The following is a 26401-nucleotide window of genomic DNA, read 5'->3' as shown; positions in this document are numbered from 1 at the left end:
TGACAGTTTGTCAAGACGTGTCGGCGACCGCGCGGAGTGAGCGGGAATCATCGGAGGGGCGCTCACGTTAACCAGGGCGAACCCAGTTGCGCCTCCTGATTTCCGGTTGGTACGGCAGGCATGGCAGACTGGTACATCGGCCAGTAGGGGTTCCGGTTCACGCCACGTTCCAGCGGGAACGGCGACCCGGCGACCCGATCATCGAGAGGGACCGAGAAAACATGAAGAGCGGCATCCACCCCGAGTACGCGACCACCGAGGTCGTCTGCTCCTGCGGCAGCACCTTCACCACCCGCAGCACCGCCAAGGGCGGCGAGATCCGCGTCGAGACCTGCAGCGCCTGCCACCCGTTCTACACCGGCAAGCAGCGCGTCCTCGACACCGCGGGCCGGGTCGCGAAGTTCCAGGCGAAGTACGCCAAGGTGAACGCCGCGAAGAAGAAGTAACTGCTTCAACGGCGCCCGTCCCGGTCTTTCGGGGCGGGCGCCGTTCGCATTGCGCCGGTGGTCCGCTTTTCACGGCTTGGGAGAGATCGATGAGCAATGACCGTCTGACCATGCTTCTCGACGAGTACGCGAGCCTGGAGAAGCAGATGGAGGACCCCTCCATACATGCCGACCAGGCGCTGGTCCGCCGGGTCGGCCGCCGGTTCGCCGAGCTGGCGCCGCTCTACGCGGCGCACACCGAGCTGGAGGCGGCCCGCGCCGACCTGGCCGCGGCGAAGGAACTGGCCGCCGAGGACCCGGCGTTCGCGTCCGAGGTCGACGCGGTCGCGGCCGTGCTGCCGGCGCTCGAGGAGAAGCTCGGCGAGATGCTGATGCCGCGTGACCCGAGCGACGCCAAGGACGTGATCGTCGAGATCAAGGCGGGTGAGGGCGGCCAGGAGTCCGCGCTCTTCGCCGGCGATCTGCTGCGCATGTACACCCGGTACGCGGAACGCCACGGCTGGACCGTCGAGGTGATCGACTCGCAGGAGTCGGACCTCGGTGGCGTGAAGGACATCTCGGTCGCGGTGAAGACCAAGGGCGTGCCGGCGGGCGGCCACGGCGTCTGGTCGCGGATGAAGTGGGAGGGCGGCGTGCACCGGGTGCAGCGGGTGCCCGTCACCGAGTCGCAGGGCCGGATCCACACCTCGGCGGCCGGCGTGCTGGTGCTGCCCGAGGCCGAGGACGTGGACGTCCAGATCGAGCCCGGCGACCTGCGGATCGACGTGTACCGCTCGTCCGGGCCGGGCGGCCAGTCGGTCAACACCACCGACTCCGCGGTCCGGATCACGCACCTGCCCACCGGCACCGTCGTGAGCTGCCAGAACGAGAAGAGCCAGCTGCAGAACAAGGAGTCCGCGATGCGGATCCTGCGCTCCCGCCTGCTGGCACAGGCGCAGGAGGCGGCGGACGCCGCGGCCGGTGACGCCCGCAAGGCCCAGGTGCGCACGGTCGACCGCTCCGAGCGGGTCCGCACCTACAACTTCCCGCAGAACCGGATCACCGATCACCGGATCGGCTACACCGCCTACAACCTGGACCTGGTGCTCGGCGGCGAACTCGACGGCGTGCTCGACGCCCTCGCCGAAGCCGACCGGGCCGCCCGCCTGGCCGGCGAGACCGAGCTCAGCCGACGGCAGTGATGACCAGCAGGGCGTCGCGCTGGCAGGCCAGGTAACGGCCGGTCGAGTCGCAGCGCCAGCCCTGCTGCACGTCGGCCGAGGACTGCAGCTGGCCGACCCTGGTGATCTCGCCGGTGGTCAGGTCGAGGTGGTCGACCGCGTCGCGCAGCGGGCCCTGGTCGTAGATCCGGTGCAGCAGCACGACCGAGTTCTGGTACGCCTCGTACCGCATCAGCCAGCCGATCCCGCCGGAGCCGATCTGCTCCCCGGTGGCCGGGTCCAGCACGACCTGCGCCGGCGGATCGGCGCCGTCCGAGGCGATCAGCCGGTCGCCGACGGGTGCGGCGCCGCCGCTGGCGCCGCTGCGGTTCCAGACCTCACGGCCGGTGCGCGGGTCGAGGCCGCGCAGCAGGGCGCCGTCGGTGATGCAGAGCACCGGGCCGCACTCGGAGACGTACGAGTACGCTCCCGTCTCGGTCTCCCAGAGCCGTTCCAGGCTGCCCGTGCGGTACGCGGTGACCACGGCCCGCTGCCAGTAGTTGCGGCTCACCAGAACCAGGTCCTCGACGACCGAGAGGTACGTGTCGTCGTCGTCGGACCCGGCCGACCAGGGCAGCTTCTTCTGGGCGATCAGCGAGCCGTCGGCGTAGCGCAGGACCGTGGCGCGGCCGTCGTTCGAGGCGAGGACGATCAGGGTCGGGGACGGGCCCTCGTTCTTGACGATCAGATGCAACGCCCCGCCGGCCGGGCGCTGCCAGATCTCGGCGCCGGTACGCGCGTCCACGAGCCGCACCGACACGTAGTTCCCGGAACTGTCCCGCTCGGCCAGCAGCACCGACGTGGCGGCCGCCGCCTGCGCCTCACCGGCCGTCTTCCAGAGCTGACGGCCGGTGCGCGAGTCCAGGGCGGTGGTGTTGATGCCCCACGCGACCTGCCCCTGGCTCCCGTCCTCGAACTCGACGGTCGCCAGCTTCTCGTCACCGGGGATCAGCAGCAGGCCGGCCTCCTCGCCCTGGCGCATCCAGCTGACGATCCCCGCCGACTCCCTGGCCCAGCGGACGGCACCGGTCGCCGGCTCGTACGCGGTCAGCCGCACCCGCCCGGCGCCGGTGTCCCGGAGGAGGAAGATGCCGTCGCCGCGCACCGACATCGAGTCCTGGTCGGTCATCGGCACCGACCACACGTCCCGCACCAGCGGCGCGGCGTGCGGGCCGCCGGCGCCGAGCAGCAGCAGGCAGGCCAGCACGACACCGGCGAGCAGGAACCGGCGCACGTTCCGGGGGTTGAACTCGGGCCGGGCCGGCGGGTCCGGCTCGATCGGGACGTTGTACTCGCCGAGTTCGATCACGGTCATCGCGGCACCGAGGCGACGACGATCCGGTCCCAGCCGGTGCACATCAGGTACCCCGGCGTGGTCAGGCAGGATTGCTGGTCGGGCATCGGTTCGAGCGAGCCGAGCAGGCTGGTCCGGCCGGTCCGCAGGTCGAGGCGGGTGACAGCGGTGCGGCCGATCGGGTCGCTGGTGGGGCGCAGCAGCAGGACCTCGTCGCGCCAGCGCTGTGCCCGGGCGATGTACCCGTGCACGGTTCCGGAGAGCGGCCGCCCGGTGCGGCTCTCCAGCAGCACGTGCTCGGCGCCGTCCCGGTGCTCGGTGAGGATGCGGTCGTTCGTCATGACGGAGCCGAAAATCTCCGGACCACGCCACAGCTCCCGGCCGTCCGCCGGATCGAGAGCGGCGAGACCGGACCGGCCGAACGCGCAGATGACCCCGCCGCAGTCGGTGATCGTCTCGCTGCGCAGCAGCTCGTCGAGGGTGTCCAGGCGGTAGACGGTGGTGCTTTCCCGCTCACCGTCGAAGGCTATGCCGAAGAGCCGGGAGTTTCGGGCGCTATACCGGGCCGGCGGCAGCCGGCGGGTCACCTGGCGGGCGCCGTCGTCGTATCCGCGAACCGTCACGTCGCCGGCCACGGTCGCGGTGATCACCCGATGCGGCCGGTCGTCCCGCGTCTCGACGACGACCTCCTGGACCGGCTCCCGGTCGCCGTTCCGCCAGATCGGGACGCCGTCCTCCAGCCGGATCCGGGTCAGCGCCCCGACGCCGCCCCGCGGGTCGAACTCCATCAGCATGGCGGTGGCCCGTTCGACCGCCTCGAGGTGCGGCTCGCCGGGCCGCCGCCAGAGCTCCGCCCCGGAGCCGGGGCGCAGGGCGACGGTGGTCCGGGCGGCCTTCGCGGCCGGCCCGTCCGGATTGCCGGCCGCGACCGGGTCCGCCACGACCAGCAGCGGGCCGCCGCCGGGCGCCGGGAAGATGGTGATCAGGTGCGCGTCGGTGCCCCACCGCCACAGCCGCCGGCCGTCGGCGATCGAGTACGCGATCACCTCGGCCCGGTCGCCGCCGGTGAGCACGTAGACCGCGTCCTCGGCGAGGACGACGCCCTGTTCGACGGTGCGCGGGGCGGTCCAGAGCACCCGCGGCCCGGCCGGCTGCGGCCGGACCGCGCCGCCGCAGGCGAGCGCGACGATCAGGACGGCGAGCAGGGCGATCGGCCGTGACCGGCGCCGATCGAACCCGGCGGTGATCCGGTCCGCCGCCGGATCGGGCGGGCCGGCCGCGGCCACGTCGCCGAGCTCGATCAGTGCCATCTCACGTGGGTTTCCGGCTCGCCGCCGCCGCTGCCAGGGCCGCGCTCAGGCCGCGGCCGTTGCGCCCCACCTCGGACCAGCCCGCGGCCAGGCCGATCGGGCTGCCGGGGACCAGCGCCTGCCAGTTCTCCGCGTTCGCCGCCGCGCCGATGCGGCGCGCCACCTCGGCCGCCTGGCTCGGCCCGGCGCCCGGGAGGACCAGCACGAACTCGTCACCGGCGAAGCGGGCCACGAAGTCGCCGCGGCGCATCGTGCGGTGCAGGACGCCGGCGATCCGCTGCAGGACCAGGTCGCCGCAGTGCCGGCCGTGGCGGGCGTTGACAGCGGTGAACCCGACGATGTCGCAGACCCCGACGGCGGCCCGCTCGCCACGGGCCAGCAATGTGTCCACGTAGCGTTCCAGCTGGCGGCGGTTGGGCAGCCCGGTGAGCGGGTCGACCAGCGTCTCGTCGCCGTAACGGGTGGGGTCGCGGTGGGTCTCCTGGGCGTCCAGCCGGGCGGCCACCCCGTCCAGGTAGCCGTCGCGGAGCTGGTCGATGCGCTGGGCGGCGAGGCGGAACGCGTACCGGTCGGCGGCGTGGGCGGCCGCGTGGTCGCCGGCCGAGGCGTAACAGATGCTGCGCAGCCGGGCCGCTTCCGGCGCCCCCAGCACCTGGGCGGAGACCGGCACGGCCTCCAGCATGGACAGCGCGCGTTCCGGTTTGCCGTCCGCGATCGTGAGGCAGACCGAGCCGAGATGCCGCAGGTCACGGGTGCGCACGCTGTCACCGCCGCCGATCAGCCAGGGCGCGGCGTCCGCGCTGGTCGGCTCGCCCAGCGCGGCGCGCCGGGCCAGCGCGTATCCGTAGACCGTGCGGCTGCCCGGGCGCAGCTGGTCGGTGGCGATGTAGCGGGAGAGCTCGGCGTCGATGTCGCGCAGCACCCGCAGGCAGCCGTCGGTGTCGCCCTGGTGATCCAGCCCCACGGCGTTGCGCAGCCGGATGCCGGGCGCCGCGAAGATCTCCGGGACCAGGCCGGCGCTGGCGCCGACCTCACGGGCCTGCTCGATGGCGGTCAGCGCCTGACCGTGAAATCCCAGATAGGAGTAGGCCATGGCGAGGTCGTGCCAGCCCCAGGCGGTCTCCGCGTCCCGCTCCGGCACGGCGGCCAGCGCCCGCGCGGCCTGCACCAGGTGGGTGATGCCTCGGTCCAGGTTGCTCTGCAGATGCGCGCCGAGGGCGGCGAACGCGTGCATCTGGCCTTTCAGGTACGGGTCGGGAGCCTCGCGGACGGCCTCGGCGGCGGCTGCCATCGCGGCGGAGAGCTCGGCGACCCGACCGAGATTGATCAGCGCGCCGAACCGCTGGATCAGCGCGTAGGCACGGGTGGGCGGGTCGGAGGTGGCGGCCAGAACCGCATCGAGGATCGGAAGGGCCTGCGCCGATTTCCCGTTCTGCTGCAGCTGCCCGGCCCGGCGTAGTTCCTCGACGTGTTCCGCGAGCTGGTCCAACCAACCCACCAGGCGCCTCCCACGGCCTCGGCACGCCGACAGGTCACCCGGCCGATTCCCTGCGTGCGCGACGTCTCATGATTATGCCGTGATGCCGAGCCACGAACACCCCCGCGAGAGCGCGGATCGAACCCGTCTGGCGCCCGAACTGGCGGCCGCCACCGCGGAACTCGCGGCCGCCGGGGTGGCATCACCGCGGGTCGATGCGGAACTCCTGGCCGCGCACGCCCTCGGTGTGCCGCGCGGCCGGCTGCTGATCCTGGACACCCTGCGCGCCGACGAGTTGGCACGCTTTCGCGCGCTCGTCGCCGGGCGGGTCCGCCGGATCCCGTTGCAGCACCTGCTCGGCACGGCCGCCTTCCGGCATCTGGAGCTGGCGGTCGGCGACGGCGTCTTCGTGCCCCGGCCGGAGACCGAGCTGCTGGCCGGGTGGGGGATCGAGCGGACCGCGCCGGGCGCGACGGTGGTCGACCTGTGCAGCGGCAGCGGCGCGATCGCGCTCGCGGTGGCCGACGAGTCGCAGGCCGGCCGGGTGATCGCGGTGGAGCGGTCGCCGGAGGCGCTCGGCTGGCTGCGGCGCAATGCCACAACCTTCCCCCGGGTACGGGTCATCGAAGGCGACGTGACCGATCCGGATCTACTGTCCGATCTGCACGGACAGGTCGATGTGCTGCTCTGCAACCCGCCCTACGTGCCCGACGGCACTCCCGTTCCGCCCGAAGTGTCCGATCACGACCCCGCTGAGGCGGTCTTCGGCGGAGGCGACGGTCTGGAGATCATCCGGCCGGTGATCGCCCTCGCCGCGAAGCTGCTGCGCCACGGCGGCCGGCTCGGCATCGAGCACGACGACGTGCACGGCGCGGCGGTGCCCGCGCTCCTCGATGCCGACGGCCGGTTCGCCGAGGTGACGGCGCACGACGACCTCACCGGCCGCCCAAGATATGCGACCGCTCGCCGGAAGTAACGGCATGGCAGACTGCACGTCGTGATGCTCTACGACTGCGCCACCGTCGCCGACCGGGACCGTGGCATCGCGGCGGCCGTCGAGGCCGTCAAGAGCGGCGAGCTCGTGGTGATGCCCACCGATACCGTCTACGGCGTCGGCGCGGACGCCTTCACCCCGCACGCGGTCACCCAGCTGCACCACGCCCGCGGCTCCGACCGGCGGGTGCCGCCACCCGTGCTGGTCGGCTCGCGGCACACGCTGGACGGCCTGGTCTACTCCCTGCCCCGCGCGGCCCGTGAGCTGGCCGACGCGTTCTGGCCGGGCGCTCTCACCATCATCGTGGAGCACTCGCCCAGCCTGCAGTGGGACCTCGGCGACACCGGCGGATCGGTGGCCGTGCGGATGCCGCTGCACCCGGTCGCGCTGGAGGTGCTGCGCGAGGTCGGCCCGATGGCCGTCACCACGGCGAACAAGCTCGGCTCGCCCCCGCCCCGCACCGCCGACGAGGCCCGCGACCAGTTGGAGTACACGGTTCGCGTCTACCTGGAGGCCGGCCCGGCCGCCGACCCGGCGCCCAGCACGATCGTGGACGTGACAGGTGACGTGCCGCGGGTGCTGCGGGCCGGCGCCATCGCGCTGGAGAAACTGCGTGACGTGGTTCCCGACATCGTCGATGGGCAGGCCTGACGTGGCGCCGTTCACCGTCCTGCACGTCTGCATGGGCAACATCTGCCGGTCGCCGATGGCCGAGCGCCTGCTCGACCGCGCGGTCCGCGACCGGGGCGGCGAGCCCGGCCTGGTCCGCAGCGTCAGCGCCGGCACCGGCGGCTGGCACGAGGGCGAGGAGATGAACCCGCCGGCGGCACGCCAGGTGCGCGCGCGCCGCGGCACGCCGGACGGCTTCCTGGCTCGCAAGCTGCGCGGCGACTTCATCGACGAGGCCGATCTGATCCTCACCGCCACCGCCGATCAGTACGACTACGTGGTGGCGCTGCGCCCGGACGCCGCGGACCGCACGTTCGTGCTCGGCGAGTTCGGCCGCCTGCTCGCCGGCGTCGACGCCGGCGCCCTGCCGCCGTTTCCGTCCGCTGACGCGAAGCCGGACGCGGTCTACGCGCGCGGCACCGCGATCGTCGAGGCCGCGGCCCGGTTGCGCGGCGGCGAGGCGCCGCAGCCCGGCGACGACCTGGACGACCCGTGGGGCCGGGGCGACCAGACGTTCCAGCGCATCGGCGACGAGATCGAGGACGCCACCGTCCCGCTCGCCACGCTGCTGATCCCGTGATCGTCCGTCCTGACGCGGAGGGCATCCGGCGGGCCGTCGAGATCCTGGCCGCCGACTCGGTGGTCGCGTTCCCCACCGAGACCGTCTACGGCCTCGGCGCGCACGCGTTCTCCGAGCGGGCCGTCGGCGAGATCTACCGGCTCAAGAACCGGCCCTCCTGGAACCCGCTGATCGTGCACGTCGCTTCGGTCTCCGCGGCGCGCGAGCTGGCCGAGGAGTGGCCCGGCCGGGCCGACGAACTCGCCGCGCGGTTCTGGCCGGGACCGCTCACCCTGGTCGTCCGCCGGGCCCGGCGCCTGCCCGGGATCGGCGCCGCGAACGACACGGTCGCGGTCCGGGTCCCGGCGCACGAGGTCGCGCTGCGGCTGCTGGAGGCGTCCGGCCTGCCGCTCGCCGCACCCAGCGCGAACCGCTCGGAGAGCATCTCGCCGACCACCGCGGAGCACGTGGCGCGCAGCCTCCCGGACGTGCCGCTGGTGCTGGACGGCGGCGCCTGCTCCTGGGGCATCGAGTCGACAGTGCTGGACGTGACGGGTGACGTCCCTCGTCTCCTCCGGCCGGGCGCGCTCGGCTTGCGGGAGCTGCGCGACATCACCGGTTCGCTCGCCCTGCCGGAGGACGTCGCCGACGGCGCGGCCCGCCCGTCGCCGGGGATGAGCCGGCGGCACTACGCGCCGCGCGCCCGGGTCGTTCTCTGCAAGGACGTCCAGGACGTGGACCGGTCCGGGCTGGCCGAGCCGGTCGGTGTGCTCACCTACGAGGGCGGCGGGAGCGGCGAGGGCGGCGTGGGCACCGAGGTGCTCTCCGCCGAACCCCGTGAGTACGCCGCCGACCTCTACGCGGCGCTGCACCGGCTGGACGACGCCGGTGTCGCGACGATCCTGGTCCTCGAGCCGCCGCAGACCGAGGACTGGCTAGCGGTTCGCGACCGGCTGTCCCGGGCCGCGGCGAAATGATTCCGCGGTGGCCGTGATGTTCTTGGCCATGCCGCTGAAGACGATGCCGTGGAAGGGCACCACCGACGCCCAGTAGAGGTGCCCGGCCAGCCCTCGCGGCAGGAAGATCGCCCGCTGCCGGTACACGCTGCCGCCGCTGCCGTCCGGCTCGGCGCGCATCTCCAGCCAGGCCCGGCCCGGCACCCGCATCTCGGCCCGCAGCCGCAGCAGCGAGCCCGGCTCGATCTCCTCGACCCGCCACCAGTCGAGCGCCTCGCCGACCCGCAGCCGGTCCCTGTCACGCCGCCCGCGGCGCAGGCCGACGCCGCCGGCGAGCCGGTCCAGCCAGCCGCGCACCGACCAGGCCAGCGGGAACGAGTACCAGCCGTTTTCGCCGCCGATCCCCTCGATCACCCGCCACAGCCGGTCCGGCGGCGCCTGCACCGGGCTGCACCGCTCGTCGACGTAGAGGCTGCCGCCGGACCACTCCGGATCGCTCGGCAGCGGCTCGGCGGCGGCGTCCCGGCCCGAGGCGCTGGTCCAGCGGGTCTCCACCTCCGCGTCGCGGATCTTGCCGAGAGCCAGGCGGACCGATTCGTCGAAGCCCAGCGGCGCCGGTCCCGGGATCAGCTCGGCCAGGTCGTTCTCGTGCGCGACGGCCTCGTGCACGAGGCTCGCGACGAGCGGCCGGGCGATGGCGTTCGGCACCGGGGTGATCAGGCCGACCCAGTGCGCGGAGAGCCAGGGACTCAGCACGCGGGTGGGCAGGATGATCCGGCGGGGGAGTCCGGCCACGCGGGCGTACCGCTGCATCATCTCGGCGTAGGTGAGCACGTCGGCGCCGCCGATGTCGAAGCCTCGGTTCACCTCGGGCGGCAGCTCCGCCGCACCGATGAGATAGCGCAGGACGTCACGGACCGCGATCGGCTGGATCCGGTTCGTCACCCAGCGTGGTGTGACCATGGCCGGCAGCCGCTCGCTGAGGTGCCGGAGCATCTCGAACGAGGCGGAGCCGGATCCGATGATCACCGGCGCGCGCAGCACGGCCGTCGGCACGCCGCTCGCCAGCAGGATCCGGGCCACCTCGGCGCGGGAGCGCAGGTGCGGCGACGGGCGGTCGCCGGCAGGTGTCTCGGGACCGCCGAGGTAGACGATCCGGCGTACACCGGCGGCACGGGCCGCGGCCGCGAAGTTGGCGGCGGCCTCCCGGTCGCGCCGCTCGAAGTCGCCCTGCCCGAGCGAGTGAACCAGGAAGTAGGCGACCTCGACGCCGTCCAGCGCGGCGGGCAGGGTCGCCGGGTCGTTCAGGTCCGCTTCGACGATCTCCACCCGGTCGGTCCAGGGGACGTCACGGAGGCGGCCGGCGCTGCGGGACAGGCACCGGACCTGATGGCCGGCGTCGAGCAGCCGCGGCGCGAGGCGGCCACCGATGTATCCGGTCGCGCCGGTGACAAGGCATCGCACAACTGCACACTGTGCCCGCGCGAGCACCCTCCTAAGCCATATGCTTCGAAACGCAGGTCCGCGAGGGGAGGCCAGGTGGGCACCTTCTGGGGTCCGGACTTCGCCGCGCTGGAGCGCGACGATCCGGAGATCGCCTCTGTGCTCCTCGACGAGCTGGCCCGGCAGCGGGAGACCCTTCAGCTGGTGGCGAGCGAGAGCTTCACCTCGCCGGCGGTGCTGGCGGCGCTCGGCTCCACGCTGGCGAACAAGTACGCCGAGGGATACCCGGGCAACCGTTACTACGGCGGCTGCGTCCAGGCGGACCGGGCCGAGCAGCTCGCCATCGAGCGGGCCCGCGAGCTCTTCGCCGCCGAGCACGCGAACGTGCAGCCGCACTCCGGCGCGTCGGCGAACCTGGCCGCGTACGCCGCCCTCGCCGAGCCGGGCGATCCGGTGCTCGCGATGGGCCTGCCGCACGGCGGGCACCTCACCCACGGGAGCCGCGCGAACTTCTCCGGCAAGTGGTTCCACCCGATCGCCTATCGGGTCGACCCGGAGACCGAGGAGATCGACTACGACGAGGTACGCGACCTCGCCCTCGCCCATCGCCCCAAGCTGATCATCTGCGGCTCGGCGTCGTACCCCCGGTTGATGGACTTCGCCCGGTTCCGGGAGATCGCCGACGAGGTGGGCGCCTACCTGATGGTCGACGCGGCGCACCTCATCGGCCTGGTGGCCGGCCGGGCCGTCCCCTCGCCGGTGCCCTATGCCGACGTGGTCACCTGCACCACCCACAAGGCGCTGCGCGGCCCCCGGGGCGGCATGATCCTCTGCCGCGCGGACCTGGCCCGCCGCATCGACAAGGCGGTTTTCCCGTTCGCGCAGGGCGGGCCGATGATGCACACCGTGGCGGCGAAGGCGGTGGCCCTGCGCGAGGCGAGTCTTCCGGCCTTCCAGAGGTACGCTCAGCAGGCCGTCCGGAACGCCCGGGCCCTCGCGTCCTGGCTCGCCGCTGAGGGGATTCGTCCCGTCACCGGTGGCACGGACACCCATCTCGCTCTGCTCGACGTGCGCGAGCTGGGCGTCTGCGGCCGGGAGGTCGAGGCGCGCTGCGCCCGGGCGGGGATCGCCCTGAACAAGAACGCGATTCCGTACGACCCGGAGCGGCCGGCCGAGGCCTCCGGTGTCCGGGTCGGCACGCCGAGCGTCACCTCCCAGGGCATGGGGGAGGACGAGATGCGGCGGATCGCCGGCCTGATCGGGGCCGCGGCCCGCAGCGATCCGGCGACGGCCGACGGTGTGAGCCGTCTGGACGAGGTGTCCGCGGAGGTGTCGGAACTGGTCCGGCTATTCCCGGTGTACAGGGAGCAGGAGGTCATGGCGTGAGTCGTGGAGAACCGGTGGACGTGGTTCCCTACGTGCCGGATGTCGCGGACGAGGAGCCGGACACTCCGCTGCCGGATCTGCCTCCGCTGCCCGCCGACCCGCGCTGGCGGGTGGAGCACCTGCCGTTCCTCTCCGCGGTCTGCATGGCGCTGGTCATCTTCGCGGCGTCCGCCGGCTTCTTCGCCGGTGGCGTGCCGGACGCGCTGGGCGCGGCGGCCGGCGTCCTGATCGTCACGATGAGCTACTCGATGAGCACGCTGGTGATCGCCTGGGCCGACACGGTTCGCCCGGCTCTCCTGATGCCTCTCGGTCTGCTCACTTATACGGTGAAGTACACGCTTCTCGGGGTCATCCTCGCGTTCGGCGTCAGCTCCGACTGGGAGGGGCGGACCGCGCTCGGCCTGGGCATCGTCGCGGGGGTCATGGTGTGGACCGGCGTGCAAGCCTGGTGGATGTACCGGCGAACCGCCCGTAAGTGATCTAGGGCACCGTATAGTTGCTGGTCAGAGAGGCTGAACTCGGTCAAGCAACCACGATCCGGTGACCTTCCCCCTCGTGCCGCGTTCCGTTTTGGCGTGACAGGAGTACCGTGTCCTACCAGTTGCGAGACCTCTGACGCCTGGACAACGACGGTTGTGCGGGGGGTCCCGCTTAGCTTCGTGTTTCCTGCTGATATCGTTCGGGCCGTCATGACCGGCCAAGAACCTCCCCCCGAATCTCGCGGTGACAAAGGTCAGCAACCGCCTCCCGACACGGGAGTGGGCATGACCGCAGTCTCTTATCTCATCGCGGGAATTTTGGTGTGGGGTGGGATTGGTTGGCTGGTTGACCACTTCGTCGGAACCAAGGGGATCTTCGCCGGTATCGGCTCTGTCCTCGGGGTCGCCGGAGGTGTGTACCTCATCGTGCGCCGGCTCGGCGCCTGACAGGAAGGGCCATGGTGATCGGTCAGTCGACGGTCCTCGCGGCGGCGTTCCCGCCCAGCGTCGAGGACTTCTACCTGCCCAGCATCCTGCCGTGGGGCGAGCACGACAACTACTGGTTCACGAAGGTAACGCTGCTCATCTGGGTGGCGGTCGCGGCGATCATCATCTTCTTCCTGGTGTCCTACCGGAAGCCGAAGCTGGTTCCGACGAAGAAGCAGTGGCTCGCGGAGAGCGCCTACGGCTTCGTGCGCAACAACATCGCGGTCGACATGATCGGCCCGGCCGGCGTGCGGTTCGCGCCGTACCTGACGACGTTGTTCCTCTTCATCCTGGTGAACAACTTCTTCGGCATCGTGCCGCTGATCCAGATGTCGCCGATGTCGCACATCGCGTTCCCGGCGGTTCTCGCGGTGATCAGCTATGTGATGTTCATCTATGTCGGTATGCGGCACCACGGTCCGATCAAGTACTTCAAGCACGCTCTGATCCCGCCGGCGCCGTGGTTCATCCTGCCGCTGCTGATTCCGATCGAGTTCTTCTCGAACTTCCTGGTCCGCCCCTTCTCGCTGGCGGTTCGTCTCTTCGCCAACATGTTCGCGGGCCACATGCTGCTGCTGGTGTTCACGCTCGGCGGCTTCGCGATGATCAACGCGAACGTGCTGCTGGCGCCCATCTCGGTGCTGTCCTGGCTGCTCACCATCGCGCTGACCATGCTCGAGTTCCTGGTGATCTGCCTGCAGGCCTACGTCTTCACGGTGCTGACCGCGAGCTACGTCCAGGGCGCGCTCGCCGACGAGCACTGAGCATTACCCCGTCGTACTAGTTACACCCCGTTGTCGTCCCGCGTGATAGTCACGCGAGATACCAGGAGGAACAGAGAATGCTTCTCGCCGACGTTGTTGGTAGCACCGCCGCCATCGGCTACGGCCTCGCCGCCATCGGCCCGGGTATCGGTGTTGGTCTGGTCTTCTCGGCCTACATCCAGTCGACCGCCCGTCAGCCGGAGTCGTCGCGCCTGACCCTTCCGTACGTCTGGATCGGCTTCGCCGTCATCGAGGCCCTCGCCCTGCTGGGCATCGCGTTCGGCTTCATCTGGCAGGGCCAGCTCTGATCTTCGACCTCGACTAGGAGGTTTTAATGATCAACCTTTATCTGGCAGCCGAAGAGGGCGCCACCGAGCACAACCCGATCATCCCGATCTGGCAGGAGATCGTCGTTGGCTCGGTCGCCTTCGCGGTGCTCTGCTTCGTGCTGATCAAGTTCGTCTTCCCGCAGATGGAGAAGACGTTCCAGGCACGGGTCGAGGCCATCGAGGGTGGCATCAAGCGCGCCGAGGCCGCTCAGGCCGAGGCGAACGAGCTGCTGGAGCAGTACCGGACCCAGCTCGCCGAGGCTCGTACCGAGGCCGCTCGCATCCGCGACGAGGCTCGGGCCGACGCCGAGGGCATCCGTCAGGACGTGCTGGCCAAGGCTCGCGAGGAGTCGGACCGCATCATCGCGGCCGGCAACGAGCAGCTCGCCACCCAGCGCGCGTCGATCGTGCGTGACCTGCGTTCCGAGGTCGGCACGCTCGCGGTCGACCTGGCCGGCAAGATCGTTGGCGAGGCTCTGGCCGACGAGGCGCGCACCCGCGGCACCGTCGAGCGCTTCATCGCTGACCTCGACTCCGCCGGCACCACCGGTGGGCGGCGCTGATGACGTCGAGCGTAAGCCGCGAGGCCTACGGCGAGGCGTCGGACCGGCTGACCGCGGAGACCGCGTCCGCCACGGCCGCGCAGCTGGCTTCGGTCGCCGACGAGATCCTGTCGGTGGCCGGCCTGCTGCGGGCCCAGCCCCGGCTGCGCCGGGCGCTGACCGACCCGTCGCGGTCGGGCGCTGACCGGGCCGAGCTGCTCAAGTCGCTGCTCGCCGGCAAGCTCGCCGAGACCACGGTGAACGTGCTGGGCACCCTGGTGTCCGGCCGGTTCTCCCGGCCGTCCGACCTGCTGGACGCGACCGAGCGCCTCGGGGTGGAAACCCTGCTGGCCTCGGCCGAGCGGGACGGCAAGCTGGGCGACGTCGAGGACGAGCTGTTCCGGTTCAGCCAGATCGTCGCGGGCGACTCCACCCTGGCCGTCACGCTCAGTGACCCCGGCGCTCCGGTCGAGCGGCGGGTTAAGCTGGTGGAGGACTTGCTGAAGGGCAAGGTCCACGTGGCTACGGGCCGGCTGGCCGAGGTTGCCCTGGTGGGCTTCGGCGGCCGCGGGTTCGAGGCCTCGCTGACCCGGCTGGTCGAGCTGACCGCGGCGAAGCGGGACCGTGAGGTGGCGTATGTGACGGTGGCCAAGCCGCTCACCGACGCCGAGGAGCAGGCCCTGGCCGCGAAGCTGTCCGCCATCTACGGCCGTGAGGTCTCGCTGAAGATCGGCGTCGATCCCACGGTGATCGGCGGGGTCAGCGTCCGGGTCGGATCCGACCTCTACGACGGCACGATCCTGCGCCGGCTGAACGCGGCCAAGCAGGCGTTCGCCAAATAGATCCTTTCCCCTCGATTTCTTATCGAGTAGGCCCCTCGGCGGCGGCGACGTCCCGAGCTAGACAGAGAAGGCAGAGGATGGCCGAGCTGACCATCTCCTCGGACGAGATCCGGGGGGCGCTAGAGCGCTACGTCTCGTCCTATTCGCCCGAGGTCTCCCGCGAGGAGGTCGGCATCGTCTCCGATGCGGGCGACGGCATCGCGCACGTCGAGGGCCTGCCCTCGACGATGGCGAACGAACTGCTCGAATTCGCCGACGGCACGCTGGGCGTGGCGCTGAACCTCGACGTCCGTGAGATCGGCGCCGTGGTCCTGGGTGACTTCGCCGCCATCGAGGAGGGCCAGCCGGTCAAGCGCACCGGCCGCGTCCTCTCGGTCCCGGTGGGCGACGCCTTCCTGGGCCGCGTCGTCGACGCTCTCGGTAACCCGATCGACGACCGGGGCGAGATCGCCAACGAGGGCTTCCGCGAGCTCGAGCTGCAGGCGCCGAACGTCATGGCCCGCCAGCCCGTGAAGCAGCCGCTGCAGACCGGCATCAAGGCGATCGACGCCATGACGCCGATCGGCCGCGGCCAGCGCCAGCTGATCATCGGCGACCGCAAGACCGGCAAGACCACTGTCGCGATCGACACGATCATCAACCAGAAGGCGAACTGGGAGTCGGGCGACCCGGCCAAGCAGGTTCGCTGCATCTACGTGGCGATCGGCCAGAAGGCCTCCACCATCGCCAGCATCCGGGGCACCCTGGAGGCGCAGGGCGCGCTGGAGTACACGACGATCGTCGCGGCCCCGGCCTCCGACCCGGCCGGCTTCAAGTACATCGCCCCGTACACCGGCTCGTCCATCGGACAGCACTGGATGTACAACGGCAAGCACGTCCTGATCGTCTTCGACGACCTGACGAAGCAGGCCGAGGCGTACCGCGCCGTGTCGCTGCTGCTGCGCCGCCCGCCGGGCCGTGAGGCGTACCCGGGTGACGTCTTCTACCTGCACTCCCGCCTGCTGGAGCGCTGCGCGAAGCTCTCCGACGAGCTGGGTGGCGGCTCGATGACCGGTCTGCCGATCATCGAGACCAAGGCCAACGACATCTCGGCCTACATCCCGACCAACGTCATCTCGATCACCGACGGCCAGATCTTCCTGGAGTCCGACCTGTTCGCCTCGGGTGTCCGCCCGGCGATCAACGTCGGCACCTCGGTGTCCCGGGTCGGCGGTTCGGCGCAGGTCAAGGGCATGAAGCGGGTCTCCGGCCGGCTCCGCCTCGACCTGGCCCAGTTCCGTGAGCTGGAGGCCTTCTCGGCCTTCGCCTCCGACCTGGACAAGGCGTCGCGGGCGCAGCTGGAGAAGGGCATCCGCCTGGTCGAGCTGCTCAAGCAGCCGCAGTACTCGCCGTACTCGGTCACCGACCAGACCATCGTGATCTGGGCCGGCACCACCGGCCAGCTCGACGACGTCCCGGTCGGCGACGTGCGCAAGTTCGAGCAGGAGCTGCTCGAGCACATCAAGCGCAACCTGAGCGAGGTCTACACCTCGATCGAGTCGACGAACAACCTGACCGACGACAACATCACCGCGCTCGAGGGCGCCGTGGTCGAGTTCAAGAAGTCGTTCCAGGGCTCGGCGCAGGCCACCGAGAGCGGTAACTAGGCATGGCCGGTCAGGTACAGGCGCTGCGACGGCGCATCCGCACCGTCAAGTCGACCAAGAAGATCGCCAAGGCGCAGGAGCTGGTCGCCACCAGCCGCATCGCCAAGGCTCAGGAGCGGGTGAACGCCTCCCGGCCGTACTCGGAGGCGATCACCAAGGTCCTGGGCGCGCTGGCGACCAACGCTTCGGTCGACAACCCGCTGCTGGTCGCGCGTGAGCGCGTCCAGCGGGCGGGTGTCCTGCTGATCACGAGTGACCGGGGCCTGGCCGGCGCCTACAACGCCAACGCCATCCGCACCGCCGAGCAGCTGATCGCTCAGCTGAAGTCGGAGGGCAAGGAGGTGGCGCTGTACGTGGTGGGCCGCAAGGGCGTCGGCTACTACCGGTTCCGCAACCGGGACGTGGCCGCCAGCTGGACCGGTTTCTCCGAGCGTCCGTCGTTCGCCGACGCCAAGCGCATCGGTGACGCGCTGATCGAGGCGTTCGCGGCCGGCTCGGGCGAGAACGGCACGTTCGGCCCGGAGAACATCGCGGGCGTGGACGAGCTGCACATCGTGAGCACCGAGTTCAAGTCCCTGATGACGCAGACCGCACAGGCGAAGCCGCTCGCGCCGGTGCAGGTCGAGGCGCAGGAGGAACAGACCGGACTGCGCCCGGCGTACGAGTTCGAGCCGGACGCCGACGAGCTGCTCGACGCGCTGCTGCCGAAGTACCTCAACACCCGCCTCTACGCGGCGTTGCTGGACTCGGCGGCCAGTGAGTCGGCATCCCGGCGGCGGGCGATGAAGAGCGCGTCGGACAACGCCGACGATCTGCTCAAGCGGTACACGCGCGAGATGAACTCCGCGCGGCAGGCTGCGATCACCCAGGAAATCAGTGAGATCGTCGGCGGCGCCAACGCGCTGGCCGAGGCGGGAAGTGATGTGTGATGACTGCTGTAGCTGAGCCCACCAAGGCGGAGACCGCTGTCGGCCGCGTCGTCCGGGTCATCGGCCCGGTCGTCGACGTCGAGTTTCCCCGTGACGCCATGCCCGCGATCTTCAACGCCCTCCACGTTGAGGTCACCCTCTCGGGCGGCTCGAAGAAGCTGACCATGGAGGTCGCCCAGCACCTGGGTGACAACCTGCTCCGCTGCATCTCGATGCAGCCGACCGACGGCCTGGTCCGCGGCGCCGCGGTCACCGACACCGGCGCGCCGATCTCGGTGCCCGTCGGCGACGTGACAAAGGGCCACGTGTTCAACGCCCTCGGCGAGGTGCTCAACGTCGACCCGTCGACGCTGGACATCCAGGAGCGCTGGTCGATCCACCGCAAGCCCCCGGCGTTCGCCGACCTCGAGCCGAAGACCGAGATGCTGGAGACCGGCATCAAGGTGCTCGACCTGCTCGCGCCGTACGTGCGCGGTGGCAAGATCGGCCTGTTCGGTGGCGCGGGCGTGGGCAAGACGGTGCTCATCCAGGAGATGATCATCCGGGTTGCCCGCAACTTCGGTGGTACCTCCGTGTTCGCCGGCGTCGGCGAGCGCACCCGTGAGGGCAACGACCTCATCCTGGAAATGGACGAGGGTGGCGTTCTGGACAAGACCGCCCTGGTCTTCGGCCAGATGGACGAGCCGCCGGGCACCCGCCTGCGGGTCGCCCTGACCGCTCTGACCATGGCGGAGTACTTCCGTGACGTCCAGAACCAGGAGGTGCTGCTCTTCATCGACAACATCTTCCGGTTCACCCAGGCCGGCTCCGAGGTGTCCACCCTGCTCGGCCGCATGCCGTCCGCCGTGGGTTACCAGCCCACCCTGGCGGACGAGATGGGCGAGCTGCAGGAGCGGATCACGTCGGTCCGGGGCAAGGCGATCACCTCGCTGCAGGCGATCTACGTGCCCGCCGACGACTACACCGACCCGGCGCCGGCCACCACCTTCGCCCACCTGGACGCGACCACGAACCTCGAGCGGTCGATCTCCGACAAGGGCATCTACCCGGCCGTGGACCCGCTGGCCTCCAGCTCGCGGATCCTCGCGCCCGAGTTCGTCGGCGCCGAGCACTACGCGGTCGCCCGTGAGGTGCAGCGAATCCTGCAGAAGTACAAGGACCTGCAGGACATCATCGCCATCCTCGGTATGGACGAGCTCTCCGAAGAGGACAAGGTCACGGTCGCCCGGGCCCGCCGCATCGAGCGGTTCCTGTCGCAGAACACCTACGCGGCGGAGCAGTTCACCGGCGTTCCCGGCTCGACGGTCCCGCTGAAGGAGACCATCGAGGCGTTCAAGAAGATCTCCGAGGGTGAGTACGACAACTACCCGGAGCAGGCCTTCTTCATGTGCGGTGGCCTCGAGGACCTCGAGAAGAACGCGCACGAGCTGATGAAGGGCTGATCGAGCCCCGCTGATCGAGGAAGCCCCGCCGGCGACACGCCGGCGGGGCTTCTCCGTGTTCGGCCGATTTCTCTGTGTTCACCCAGCCTGTGAATGGGTTCCGAGGCCACTGAGTTCGCCCGTTGCTCGGGTATCCTTGGCCGCGCGTTCGCGTGATCCTGCGATCATCCCGGGGTCATTTTCGCCGACGTTCGGTGAGGGTTGGGGATCGGGTGGCAAAGTCTTTCAAGCGCCGGGCACCGCTGTGGGCGCGGCTCTCCGCCGTGTTCGGCGCGGTGCTCATGGTGGCCAGCGGCGGCGTCCTGGTCGGCGGCAACGCCCTGATCTCGAAATATACCGGAGCGGTGGACGCCGGAAGCGGGAGCCTGATCGGCGATCCGGCCGGAGCCACCGAGAAGACCGAGATCAAGGGCCCGATCAACATCCTGCTCGCCGGCATCGACCCGCGCGACACGAAGACGGCGCCGCTCTCCGACTCGATCATCGTGGCGCACATCCCGGAGTCGATGGACCAGGTCTATCTCTTCTCCATCCCCCGCGACCTCTACGTGGAGATCCCGGCCTTCCAGGCAACCGGCTACCAGGGCGGCAAGTCGAAGATCAACGCGGCGATGTCGTTCGGCAGCTCGGTCGGCAACGGCGAGCACGACGTGAAGCAGGGCTTCCAGCTGCTGGCGAAGACGGTCACCAAACTGACCGGGATCAAGACGTTCGACGCCGGCGCGATCATCAACTTCGGCGGCTTCAAGAAGATCGTCGAGGAGATGGGCGGCGTCACCATGACGATCGACCAGACCGTGAAGTCCGAGCACCTGCAGCCGAACGGCAAGGCCCGCCCGCGCATCCCGGGCTGCGACAAGTGCGCGCACCCCTACACTGGACCGCAGAAGACGTACAAGAAGGGCACCTACCACCTGGAGGCGTGGGAGGCTCTCGACTACGTCCGCCAGCGTTACACGCTGCCCAACGGCGACTACGACCGCCAGCGCCATCAGCAGCAGTTCATCAAGGCCATGGCGAAGCAGGCGATGAGCAAGGACGTGGTCTCCAACCCGACCAAACTGCTCTCGATCATCGAGGCGGCCGGCGACTCGCTCACCTTCGACGGCGGCGGCAGCAGCGTCATCGACTGGGCGATGGCCCTGCGCGGCGTCAACACCGACGACATGACCTCGATCAAGCTGCCCGGCGGCGGCCTCTTCGAGGGCAGCCAGTACCTCGGTGAGAAGCTCACCGGGGACTACGAGGGGTTCTTCGAGGCGGTGCGGGAGGACCGGATCGCCCCGTTCCTGCTGGATCACCCGGAGTACGTCAACGTCAACAGCTGACCCCGTACCACGTCGGCGCGGGCAGCCGTTTAGACTTCACCCGTTCAGGTTCTGCAGTGAGAGGGAGACAGCGTGGCCAACCAGCTGCACGTCGAGGTCGTCGCCGTCGAGGAGAAGGTGTGGACCGGCGAGGCGGAGATGCTCGTCGCGCGCACCACCGAGGGTGAGATCGGTGTCCTCCCCGGCCACTCCCCGCTGCTCGGCCTGCTCAAGGAGCCCTCCCAGGTCCGCGTGAAGCTCGCCGGTGGCGAGCAGCTCACCTACGACGTGGCCGGTGGCTTCCTCTCGATCGACGCGAACGGCGTCACGGTGCTCGCCGAGAGCGCCACGCCGGCCACCCCCGAGTCGCACTGACGCCGACGATGCGGGTTCTGGAAATCGTCGGAATCTGCGTCGTCGCGCTGCTCGCGCTCCTCTTCGCAATCTTCTTCCGCCGCCGGCTGCTGATGGCCGGCGGCGGAACCATCAGGTTGCAGGTCCGGCTCAGCACGCTGGTCCCCGGCCGCGGCTGGTCGCCCGGCCTCGGCCAGTTCGTCGGTGACGAGCTCCGCTTCCACCGCATGTTCAGCCTGGCGATCCGCCCCAAGCGGGTCCTCGACAGGCGGTTCATGGGCGTGGAGGAGCGCCGTCTTCCGACCGGCCCGGAGCGCCTCACCATGCCCGGCCACTGGGTGGTGCTGCGTTGCGTGACCGGCGGTGTCCCGCTGGAGATCGCGATGGCGGAGACCACCGTGACCGGGTTCCTCTCCTGGCTGGAGGCGGGCCCGCCGCGTGACCCGAGCGCGCTGCGCAGCCGTCCGGTCTTCGGCCCGCGCCCGATCGAGCCGTGATCCGCTCTTCCTGACGCGCTCTGCCGCCGGTGGTGTGCATTGCCGTGCGGTGGCGTGCTCTGCGGCCGTGACGCGCTCTGCCCTGCGTGACGCGCTCTCTGCGGCCGTGACGCACCCTGCCCTGCGCGGCGCGTGCTTTACCGTCGGTGGCATGCGGATCAGAGTTGTCGACGCCTTCACCGACAAGCCGTTTCGTGGCGCGCCCGCCGGAGTGCTGCTGCTCGACGAGTTCCCGCCGGACGCCTGGATGCAGCGGGTGGCGGCCGAGGTCAACCACGCCGAGACGGCGTTCCTGCACCCGCTGCCGGCCGGTGGGGAAGCCGACTGGGCGCTGCGCTGGTTCACGCCGGCGGTCGAGGTGGACCTGTGCGGTCACGCCACGCTCGCCGCGGCACACGTGCTCGCCACCCGGACACCGACGCCGGAGCTCGACACGGCGCGGCCGGTGCGGTTCGCCACCCGCAGCGGTGTCCTCACCGCGTCGGTCGCGGCGGACGGCCTGATCACGCTGAGCTTCCCCACCGCCCCGCTCACGCCGGTCGACGCCGATCCGGCGCTGGGTGCCGCGCTGGGACCGGGCATGCCGATCGTGGCCGTCCACCACACCGGACCGAGCACCGACGACCTGCTGGTGGAGGTCGTCGACGAAAAGACCGTGCGCGGTGTCTCGCCGGATCTGCGGAAGCTGGCCGCGCTCTCCCGGCGCGGGGTGATCGTGACGGCGGCGGCGGAGGACCCGGGCGCGGGGTACGACTTCGTGTCCCGCTTCTTCGGCCCGGCCGTCGGGGTCGACGAGGATCCGGTGACCGGGAGCGCGCATACCGCCCTGACGCCGTACTGGGCGGGCAAGCTCGGGCGGGATGAGCTGGTGGGGTACCAGGCCTCGGCGCGGGGCGGGTTCGTGCGGGTGCGCCTGAGGGGTGAACGCACCGAGTTGAGCGGCCACGCCGTGACAGTGATCGACGGGACGCTGCGCGCCTGAGCCGCAACTCCACACACCGGCGGGAGACAGCGCCCGCGTGTGGAGTTCGGGTGCGGAGCGCGCCCGAGTTCGACACGCTCGGGCGGAGCCCGCGTTGCGTGTGGAGTTGGGGTGCGGAGCGCGCCCGAATTCGACACGCTCGGGCGGGGCCCGCAGGTGGGGTGCGGAGCGCCTCTGCTCCACCCGCGGGGTTCGCGCGGTTGGGGACGGGGTGGGGCCCGGCCACGCACCGGTAGCCGGCGCCCGCCTGACGGCCCTGCGCCGCGCGCGTGGTCGCGTGGACTCCCGGGACGGGGCCGGTGCGGTGGGGGACGGGGAGACGCGTACCCGATGAATCAGCGTTTGCCGCCGGGGACCCATTTCACGTCGCCGGTGGGGTTGGCGGCCCTCGAGAGGATGAAGAGCAGGTCGGAGAGGCGGTTCAGATATTTCGCCGGCTCCACGCCGGTGCGCGCCGGCTCGGCCTCGATCAGGGACCAGGTGGAGCGTTCGGCGCGGCGGGCGATGGTGCGGGCGACGTGCAGCAGGGCCGCGCCGGGGGTGCCGCCGGGGAGGACGAAGCTGTCCAGCGCGGGGAGGGACTCGTTGAACTCGTCGCACCAGCCTTCGAGGCGGGTGACGTAGTCCGGGGTGATCCGCAGCGGGGGATAGGCGGGCGGCTCGTCGGAGAGCGGGTTGCCCAGGTCGGCGCCGAGGTCGAAGAGATCGTTCTGAATGTGTGACAGGACCGCGCGGATGTTCTCGGGCAGCGAGCCGAGGGCGAGGGCCACCCCGATGGCGGCGTTGCACTCGTCGGCGTCGGCGTAGGCGGCGATGCGCGGGGACGTCTTCGGAGCGACCTCGTTGTTGACGAGCCGGGTCTCGCCGGCGTCGCCGGTACGGGTGTAGATGCGGGTGAGGTGGACTGCCATGCGCCCCACCCTACGAGGCGAACCGGGCGGGCGAACCCTACGATGGCCCGCGTGGATGTGATCAGGGTGAAGGGCGGCGCACGGCTTGCCGGTGACGTCGCGGTCGGCGGGGCGAAGAACTCGGCGCTGAAGCTGATGGCTGTCGCGCTGCTCGCCGAGGGGCGCAGCGTGGTGTCCAACGTCCCGCGCATCACCGACATCGCCATCATGGCCGAGGTGCTGCGCCGGCTGGGCTGTGACGTCGTGCTGAAGGACGGCGAGGCGGTCATCGACGTGCCGGCCGAGCCGGGCGCGGAGGCTGACTACGACCTGGTGCGGCGGCTGCGCGCGTCGATCTGCGTGCTGGGCCCGCTGCTGGCCCGGCGCGGTTTCGTGCGGGTGGCGCTGCCCGGCGGCGACATGATCGGCTCCCGGGGCCTGGACATGCACGTGTCCGGGCTGGCCCGGATGGGCGCGGAGATCTCCAACGAGCACGGCTTCGTGATCGCCTCGGCGCCGAACGGCCTGCGCGGCTCCAAGATCTGGCTGGACTTCCCGAGCGTCGGCGCCACCGAGAACCTGCTGATGGCGGCCGTGCTGGCCCGCGGCGTCACGGAGATCGACAACGCGGCGCGCGAGCCGGAGATCGTCGACATCTGCGAGATGCTCACCGCGATGGGCGCGAAGATCGAGGGCGCCGGTACGTCGACGCTGGTCATCGAAGGGGTGAACGGGCCGCTCAACCCGGTCGCGCACACCACGATCGGGGACCGGATCGTCGGCGGGACGTGGGCGTACGCGGCGGCGATGACACGTGGCGACGTGACGGTGCACGGGGTGCGGCCGGAGTTCCTGGACATCGCCCTCGACAAGCTGGTCACGGCGGGCGCGACGGTCGAGCCGGGCGACAACCGGTTCCGGGTCCGGATGACCGAGCGGCCGCGGGGCGTGGACATCGTGACGCTGCCGTACCCGGGGTTCGCGACCGACCTGCTGCCGATGGCGCTCGGGCTGGCCGCGGTGGCCGAGGGCTCGTCGCTGATCACCGAGAACATCTTCGACGGCCGGTTCATGTTCGTGAACGAGATGGTCCGGCTGGGCGCGGACATCCGTACCGACGGGCACCACGCCGTGGTGAACGGCCGGGAGCGGCTCTCCGGCGCCCCGGTGCGGGCGACCGACATCCGGGCCGGCGCCGGTCTGGTGATCGCCGGGCTCTGCGCGGACGGGATCACCGAGGTGGGCGAGGTGCACCACATCGACCGTGGCTACCCGGACTTCGTCGCCGACCTGGCGAACCTCGGTGTCGAGGTGGAGCGGACCGACGTGCCGGAGCCGACCTACGACTTCTAGCTCTGTGCGAGCCGGCGGGCCTCCTCCACCTCTTCGGCGAAGACCAGGACGCTGACCCGGCCGTCGCGCCGGGTCGCGCTCGTCGCTCGGATGCCCGCATCGGCGAGCAGCCGCCGGATCTCGTCGGCGACCTCGGGATCCTCCGTGACGGCCGCGGGCCAGAGCAGTCCGTAGTCCTCGCACTCGGAGAAGATCGACAGACCGTCCGGTTCCCCGCCGGTGGAGCCGGTGGGTTGCAGACCCATGCGCCAGAAGACCGCGCCGAGAAAACCGACCAGACCGACAGCGATCAACGGTCCGATGAGGTACCAGCCGTCGCTCGTGGCCATGGGCACAGTGTGGCACCGTCAGGCGCGGATTTCTGGGGATTTGCCCCGATCGAGAACCGGGCTGAGGCTTCGTTAAGTAACCCGGTTAGGGTGGGCGTGGTTTCGTTCTCGGATCGGTTCGCACGAAGGGGTGGAACATGGCGGGTCGTCTCGCGGTCATCGGTTCCGGATTGATGGGCTCCGGCATCGCGCAGGTCTCGGCGCAGGCCGGATGGCAGGTCACCATGCGCGACGTCGACGACGCCTCGCTGAACCGCGGCATGTCCGCGATCAAGGACTCGCTGAGCCGCTTCGCCGCCAAGGGCAAGATCGCCGAGGAGGACGTCGAGGCCACCCTCGCCCGGATCACCCCCACCACCGACCTGGACGCCGCTTCGGAGGCCGACGTGGTGGTCGAGGCGATCTTCGAGAAGATCGAGGCGAAGCACGACGTCTTCAAGCAACTCGACAAGATCTGCAAGGCCGGCACGGTCCTCGGCACCAACACCTCGGCCATCCCGATCACCCAGATCGCGACAGTCACCTCGCGACCGGAATCGGTCGTCGGCATCCACTTCTTCTCACCGGTCCCGATGATGAAACTGGTCGAGCTGGTCCGCGGCTACCAGACCTCCGACGAGACGCTGGCCGCCGCCCGCGCGTTCGCCGAGGGCGTCGGCAAGACGTGCGTCGAGGTCAAGCGCGACGTCGCCGGCTTCGTCTCGAACCGGCTCTTCTCCGCGCTGCTCGTCGAGGCGATCCAGCTGGTCGAGTCCGGCGTGGTCAGCGCCGAGGATCTGGACACCGTCATGAAGCTCGGTTTCGGTCACGCGATGGGCCCGCTCGCCACCGTCGACCTCACCGGCCTCGACGTCATGCTGAACGCGGCCGGCAACATCTACCGCGACACCGCGGACGAGAAGTTCTTCCCGCCGGAGCTGCTCCAGCGCATGGTCACGGCCGGTGACCTGGGCCGGAAGACCGGCAAGGGCTTCTACAAATACTGAGATCGGGTACGCCCTACACCTGCCACAGAAGCACCGAGATCCGTCCCCCGCCTGCGGCGGCTGCCGCCGGGGTCGTGGTCGTGACGGGGTTCTAGGCATCGCGAGCACCGCCAAGGGCCGTCCGAAGCAGTTCCGTCCGTGGGTGGCGGGCGGCGGGCTGGCGGGCGGTTGGCGGTGTGCGGCGGGCTGGCGGGCGGTTGGCGGTGGGCTGGCGGGTTGGCGGGCGGTTGGCGGGTTGGCGGCGGGTTGGCGGGCGGTTGGCGGTGTGCGGCGGGTTGGCGGGCGGGCTGGCGTCGGCGTTTTGGGCGTCGCGAGCCGTAGCTGGGGCAGGTTATGGCCGCTCGTAGAGCCGCGAGCCGTAGCTGAGACAGGTTATGGCCCGGTCGTCGAGCCGCGAGCCGTAGCCGGGGCAGGTTAGGGCTCGTCGGAGAACAACGCGTTGCTTAACGGATTTCCATTCGTTGATCTGCTATGGCGGTCTCGGATGAGGTTCGGTCGATGTTGGCGGCGA

At 70.7% G+C, this 26401-nt stretch carries 28 protein-coding genes; 22 read left to right on the top strand and 6 right to left on the bottom strand.

The window, feature by feature from the left end:
• Window positions 1-221 precede the first annotated feature (221 nt).
• On the top strand, window positions 222-446 hold the full coding sequence (gene rpmE / locus AB0F72_RS14580) for a 50S ribosomal protein L31 (protein WP_127543228.1): 225 nt from the start codon (window positions 222-224) through the stop codon (window positions 444-446).
• Window positions 447-535: 89 nt separating this feature from the next.
• On the top strand, window positions 536-1627 hold the full coding sequence (gene prfA, locus AB0F72_RS14575) for a peptide chain release factor 1 (RefSeq protein ID WP_360430399.1): 1092 nt from the start codon (window positions 536-538) through the stop codon (window positions 1625-1627).
• Here prfA and AB0F72_RS14570 read toward each other — a convergent pair.
• From AB0F72_RS14570 to AB0F72_RS14560, 3 genes are read right to left on the bottom strand one after another with little or no spacing between them, the layout of a single operon-like run.
• Complete coding sequence (locus tag AB0F72_RS14570) at window positions 1611-2960, bottom strand: PQQ-binding-like beta-propeller repeat protein (protein ID WP_360430397.1); 1350 nt, start codon at window positions 2958-2960, stop codon at window positions 1611-1613. The genes prfA and AB0F72_RS14570 overlap by 17 nt on opposite strands.
• Window positions 2957-4249 (bottom strand): PQQ-binding-like beta-propeller repeat protein, encoded by a 1293-nt coding sequence (locus tag AB0F72_RS14565; RefSeq protein WP_360430395.1) that lies wholly within the window; start codon window positions 4247-4249, stop codon window positions 2957-2959. The genes AB0F72_RS14570 and AB0F72_RS14565 overlap by 4 nt, the downstream gene beginning before the upstream one ends.
• A gap of 1 nt (window position 4250) precedes the next feature.
• Window positions 4251-5747, bottom strand: coding sequence for a GGDEF domain-containing protein (locus tag AB0F72_RS14560; RefSeq protein ID WP_360430393.1), 1497 nt, complete (start codon window positions 5745-5747; stop codon window positions 4251-4253).
• An 82-nt stretch (window positions 5748-5829) separates the two neighbouring features.
• Here AB0F72_RS14560 and prmC point away from each other — a divergent pair, with 82 nt between their 5' ends.
• From prmC to AB0F72_RS14540, 4 genes are read left to right on the top strand one after another with little or no spacing between them, the layout of a single operon-like run.
• Entirely contained in the window at window positions 5830-6702 is an 873-nt protein-coding gene (gene prmC / locus AB0F72_RS14555) for a peptide chain release factor N(5)-glutamine methyltransferase (RefSeq protein ID WP_360430391.1), read from the top strand.
• Window positions 6703-6726: 24 nt separating this feature from the next.
• A complete protein-coding gene (locus tag AB0F72_RS14550) occupies window positions 6727-7371 on the top strand; it encodes an L-threonylcarbamoyladenylate synthase (protein ID WP_360430755.1) in 645 nt (214 codons plus the stop codon).
• Window position 7372: 1 nt separating this feature from the next.
• Window positions 7373-7969 carry a phosphotyrosine protein phosphatase gene (locus tag AB0F72_RS14545; RefSeq protein WP_360430753.1) on the top strand — a complete coding sequence of 199 codons (597 nt, stop codon included), beginning with the start codon at window positions 7373-7375 and terminating at the stop codon, window positions 7967-7969.
• The gene (locus AB0F72_RS14540; protein ID WP_360430389.1) at window positions 7966-8925 is read left to right on the top strand and encodes an L-threonylcarbamoyladenylate synthase; all 960 of its coding nucleotides are present in this window, start codon (window positions 7966-7968) and stop codon (window positions 8923-8925) included. The genes AB0F72_RS14545 and AB0F72_RS14540 overlap by 4 nt, the downstream gene beginning before the upstream one ends.
• On the opposite strand, the gene AB0F72_RS14535 is transcribed toward AB0F72_RS14540, so the two are convergent.
• Window positions 8884-10368: an SDR family oxidoreductase gene (locus tag AB0F72_RS14535; protein WP_360430387.1), complete on the bottom strand. Its 1485-nt coding sequence runs from the start codon at window positions 10366-10368 to the stop codon at window positions 8884-8886. The two genes, AB0F72_RS14540 and AB0F72_RS14535, sit on opposite strands and share 42 nt — an antisense overlap.
• A gap of 75 nt (window positions 10369-10443) precedes the next feature.
• Here AB0F72_RS14535 and glyA point away from each other — a divergent pair, with 75 nt between their 5' ends.
• The 14 genes from glyA (at window position 10444) to AB0F72_RS14465 (ending at window position 22332) form a co-directional block, all read left to right on the top strand.
• The gene (gene glyA / locus AB0F72_RS14530; RefSeq protein WP_360430385.1) at window positions 10444-11733 is read left to right on the top strand and encodes a serine hydroxymethyltransferase; all 1290 of its coding nucleotides are present in this window, start codon (window positions 10444-10446) and stop codon (window positions 11731-11733) included.
• Window positions 11730-12212, top strand: coding sequence for a hypothetical protein (locus tag AB0F72_RS14525; RefSeq protein WP_360430383.1), 483 nt, complete (start codon window positions 11730-11732; stop codon window positions 12210-12212). Before glyA ends, AB0F72_RS14525 begins: the two co-directional genes overlap by 4 nt.
• Before the next feature lie 285 nt (window positions 12213-12497).
• On the top strand, window positions 12498-12659 hold the full coding sequence (locus AB0F72_RS14520; protein ID WP_360430381.1) for an AtpZ/AtpI family protein: 162 nt from the start codon (window positions 12498-12500) through the stop codon (window positions 12657-12659).
• Between the two features lie 14 nt (window positions 12660-12673).
• A complete protein-coding gene (gene atpB / locus AB0F72_RS14515; protein ID WP_360430751.1) occupies window positions 12674-13462 on the top strand; it encodes a F0F1 ATP synthase subunit A in 789 nt (262 codons plus the stop codon).
• Window positions 13463-13539: 77 nt separating this feature from the next.
• Window positions 13540-13770, top strand: a complete 231-nt coding sequence (locus AB0F72_RS14510) for an ATP synthase F0 subunit C (protein WP_014447302.1) — start codon at window positions 13540-13542, stop codon at window positions 13768-13770.
• A 26-nt stretch (window positions 13771-13796) separates the two neighbouring features.
• Window positions 13797-14354: a F0F1 ATP synthase subunit B gene (locus AB0F72_RS14505; protein ID WP_360430379.1), complete on the top strand. Its 558-nt coding sequence runs from the start codon at window positions 13797-13799 to the stop codon at window positions 14352-14354.
• Window positions 14354-15175 carry a F0F1 ATP synthase subunit delta gene (locus AB0F72_RS14500; RefSeq protein ID WP_360430377.1) on the top strand — a complete coding sequence of 274 codons (822 nt, stop codon included), beginning with the start codon at window positions 14354-14356 and terminating at the stop codon, window positions 15173-15175. The genes AB0F72_RS14505 and AB0F72_RS14500 overlap by 1 nt, the downstream gene beginning before the upstream one ends.
• A gap of 77 nt (window positions 15176-15252) precedes the next feature.
• Window positions 15253-16821 (top strand): F0F1 ATP synthase subunit alpha, encoded by a 1569-nt coding sequence (gene atpA / locus AB0F72_RS14495; RefSeq protein ID WP_360430375.1) that lies wholly within the window; start codon window positions 15253-15255, stop codon window positions 16819-16821.
• Window positions 16822-16823: 2 nt separating this feature from the next.
• Window positions 16824-17750: a F0F1 ATP synthase subunit gamma gene (locus AB0F72_RS14490; RefSeq protein ID WP_360430373.1), complete on the top strand. Its 927-nt coding sequence runs from the start codon at window positions 16824-16826 to the stop codon at window positions 17748-17750.
• Window positions 17747-19192: a F0F1 ATP synthase subunit beta gene (atpD, locus tag AB0F72_RS14485; RefSeq protein WP_360430371.1), complete on the top strand. Its 1446-nt coding sequence runs from the start codon at window positions 17747-17749 to the stop codon at window positions 19190-19192. Before AB0F72_RS14490 ends, atpD begins: the two co-directional genes overlap by 4 nt.
• Window positions 19193-19473: 281 nt before the next feature.
• Window positions 19474-20520, top strand: coding sequence for an LCP family protein (locus AB0F72_RS14480; RefSeq protein ID WP_360430749.1), 1047 nt, complete (start codon window positions 19474-19476; stop codon window positions 20518-20520).
• Window positions 20521-20592: 72 nt separating this feature from the next.
• The gene (locus AB0F72_RS14475; RefSeq protein ID WP_014447295.1) at window positions 20593-20874 is read left to right on the top strand and encodes a F0F1 ATP synthase subunit epsilon; all 282 of its coding nucleotides are present in this window, start codon (window positions 20593-20595) and stop codon (window positions 20872-20874) included.
• An 8-nt stretch (window positions 20875-20882) separates the two neighbouring features.
• Complete coding sequence (locus AB0F72_RS14470) at window positions 20883-21350, top strand: DUF2550 domain-containing protein (protein WP_360430368.1); 468 nt, start codon at window positions 20883-20885, stop codon at window positions 21348-21350.
• Window positions 21351-21501: 151 nt separating this feature from the next.
• Window positions 21502-22332, top strand: coding sequence for a PhzF family phenazine biosynthesis protein (locus AB0F72_RS14465; protein WP_360430366.1), 831 nt, complete (start codon window positions 21502-21504; stop codon window positions 22330-22332).
• Window positions 22333-22667: 335 nt separating this feature from the next.
• Here AB0F72_RS14465 and AB0F72_RS14460 read toward each other — a convergent pair whose 3' ends face one another.
• A complete protein-coding gene (locus AB0F72_RS14460; protein ID WP_360430364.1) occupies window positions 22668-23243 on the bottom strand; it encodes a cob(I)yrinic acid a,c-diamide adenosyltransferase in 576 nt (191 codons plus the stop codon).
• Between the two features lie 42 nt (window positions 23244-23285).
• On the opposite strand from AB0F72_RS14460, the gene murA reads away from it, so the two are divergent.
• A complete protein-coding gene (gene murA, locus AB0F72_RS14455) occupies window positions 23286-24575 on the top strand; it encodes a UDP-N-acetylglucosamine 1-carboxyvinyltransferase (protein ID WP_360430362.1) in 1290 nt (429 codons plus the stop codon).
• Here the strand turns inward: murA and AB0F72_RS14450 are convergent.
• The gene (locus tag AB0F72_RS14450) at window positions 24572-24904 is read right to left on the bottom strand and encodes a hypothetical protein (RefSeq protein ID WP_360430360.1); all 333 of its coding nucleotides are present in this window, start codon (window positions 24902-24904) and stop codon (window positions 24572-24574) included. The genes murA and AB0F72_RS14450 overlap by 4 nt on opposite strands.
• A 137-nt stretch (window positions 24905-25041) precedes the next feature.
• Between AB0F72_RS14450 and AB0F72_RS14445 the strand changes: the two genes are divergently transcribed.
• Window positions 25042-25890: a 3-hydroxyacyl-CoA dehydrogenase family protein gene (locus AB0F72_RS14445; protein ID WP_360430358.1), complete on the top strand. Its 849-nt coding sequence runs from the start codon at window positions 25042-25044 to the stop codon at window positions 25888-25890.
• The last annotated feature ends 511 nt before the right edge of the window (window positions 25891-26401 follow it).

Origin of the sequence: Actinoplanes sp. NPDC023936 (genome assembly GCF_040639325.1) — a bacterium.
GTDB lineage: Bacteria > Actinomycetota > Actinomycetes > Mycobacteriales > Micromonosporaceae > Actinoplanes.
Note: the sequence above shows the minus strand (reverse complement) of the source record. Positions and strands in the feature narration are given on the sequence as shown.

Excerpts from the sequence above, each read along its gene's own strand:
- AB0F72_RS14510 (WP_014447302.1), top strand. The coding sequence starts at position 13,540 with ATGCTTCTCGCCGACGTTGTTGGTAGCACCGCCGCCATCGGCTACGGC.
- AB0F72_RS14470 (WP_360430368.1), top strand. The coding sequence starts at position 20,883 with ATGCGGGTTCTGGAAATCGTCGGAATCTGCGTCGTCGCGCTGCTCGCG.
- AB0F72_RS14520 (WP_360430381.1), top strand. The coding sequence starts at position 12,498 with ATGACCGCAGTCTCTTATCTCATCGCGGGAATTTTGGTGTGGGGTGGG.
- AB0F72_RS14500 (WP_360430377.1), top strand. The coding sequence starts at position 14,354 with ATGACGTCGAGCGTAAGCCGCGAGGCCTACGGCGAGGCGTCGGACCGG.
- AB0F72_RS14565 (WP_360430395.1), bottom strand. The coding sequence starts at position 4,249 with ATGGCACTGATCGAGCTCGGCGACGTGGCCGCGGCCGGCCCGCCCGAT.
- AB0F72_RS14465 (WP_360430366.1), top strand. The coding sequence starts at position 21,502 with ATGCGGATCAGAGTTGTCGACGCCTTCACCGACAAGCCGTTTCGTGGC.
- prmC (WP_360430391.1), top strand. The coding sequence starts at position 5,830 with ATGCCGAGCCACGAACACCCCCGCGAGAGCGCGGATCGAACCCGTCTG.
- AB0F72_RS14570 (WP_360430397.1), bottom strand. The coding sequence starts at position 2,960 with ATGACCGTGATCGAACTCGGCGAGTACAACGTCCCGATCGAGCCGGAC.
- AB0F72_RS14480 (WP_360430749.1), top strand. The coding sequence starts at position 19,474 with ATGGTGGCCAGCGGCGGCGTCCTGGTCGGCGGCAACGCCCTGATCTCG.
- AB0F72_RS14505 (WP_360430379.1), top strand. The coding sequence starts at position 13,797 with ATGATCAACCTTTATCTGGCAGCCGAAGAGGGCGCCACCGAGCACAAC.
- AB0F72_RS14490 (WP_360430373.1), top strand. The coding sequence starts at position 16,824 with ATGGCCGGTCAGGTACAGGCGCTGCGACGGCGCATCCGCACCGTCAAG.
- AB0F72_RS14445 (WP_360430358.1), top strand. The coding sequence starts at position 25,042 with ATGGCGGGTCGTCTCGCGGTCATCGGTTCCGGATTGATGGGCTCCGGC.
- murA (WP_360430362.1), top strand. The coding sequence starts at position 23,286 with ATGGCCCGCGTGGATGTGATCAGGGTGAAGGGCGGCGCACGGCTTGCC.
- atpA (WP_360430375.1), top strand. The coding sequence starts at position 15,253 with ATGGCCGAGCTGACCATCTCCTCGGACGAGATCCGGGGGGCGCTAGAG.
- prfA (WP_360430399.1), top strand. The coding sequence starts at position 536 with ATGAGCAATGACCGTCTGACCATGCTTCTCGACGAGTACGCGAGCCTG.
- AB0F72_RS14450 (WP_360430360.1), bottom strand. The coding sequence starts at position 24,904 with ATGGCCACGAGCGACGGCTGGTACCTCATCGGACCGTTGATCGCTGTC.
- AB0F72_RS14550 (WP_360430755.1), top strand. The coding sequence starts at position 6,727 with ATGCTCTACGACTGCGCCACCGTCGCCGACCGGGACCGTGGCATCGCG.
- AB0F72_RS14460 (WP_360430364.1), bottom strand. The coding sequence starts at position 23,243 with ATGGCAGTCCACCTCACCCGCATCTACACCCGTACCGGCGACGCCGGC.
- rpmE (WP_127543228.1), top strand. The coding sequence starts at position 222 with ATGAAGAGCGGCATCCACCCCGAGTACGCGACCACCGAGGTCGTCTGC.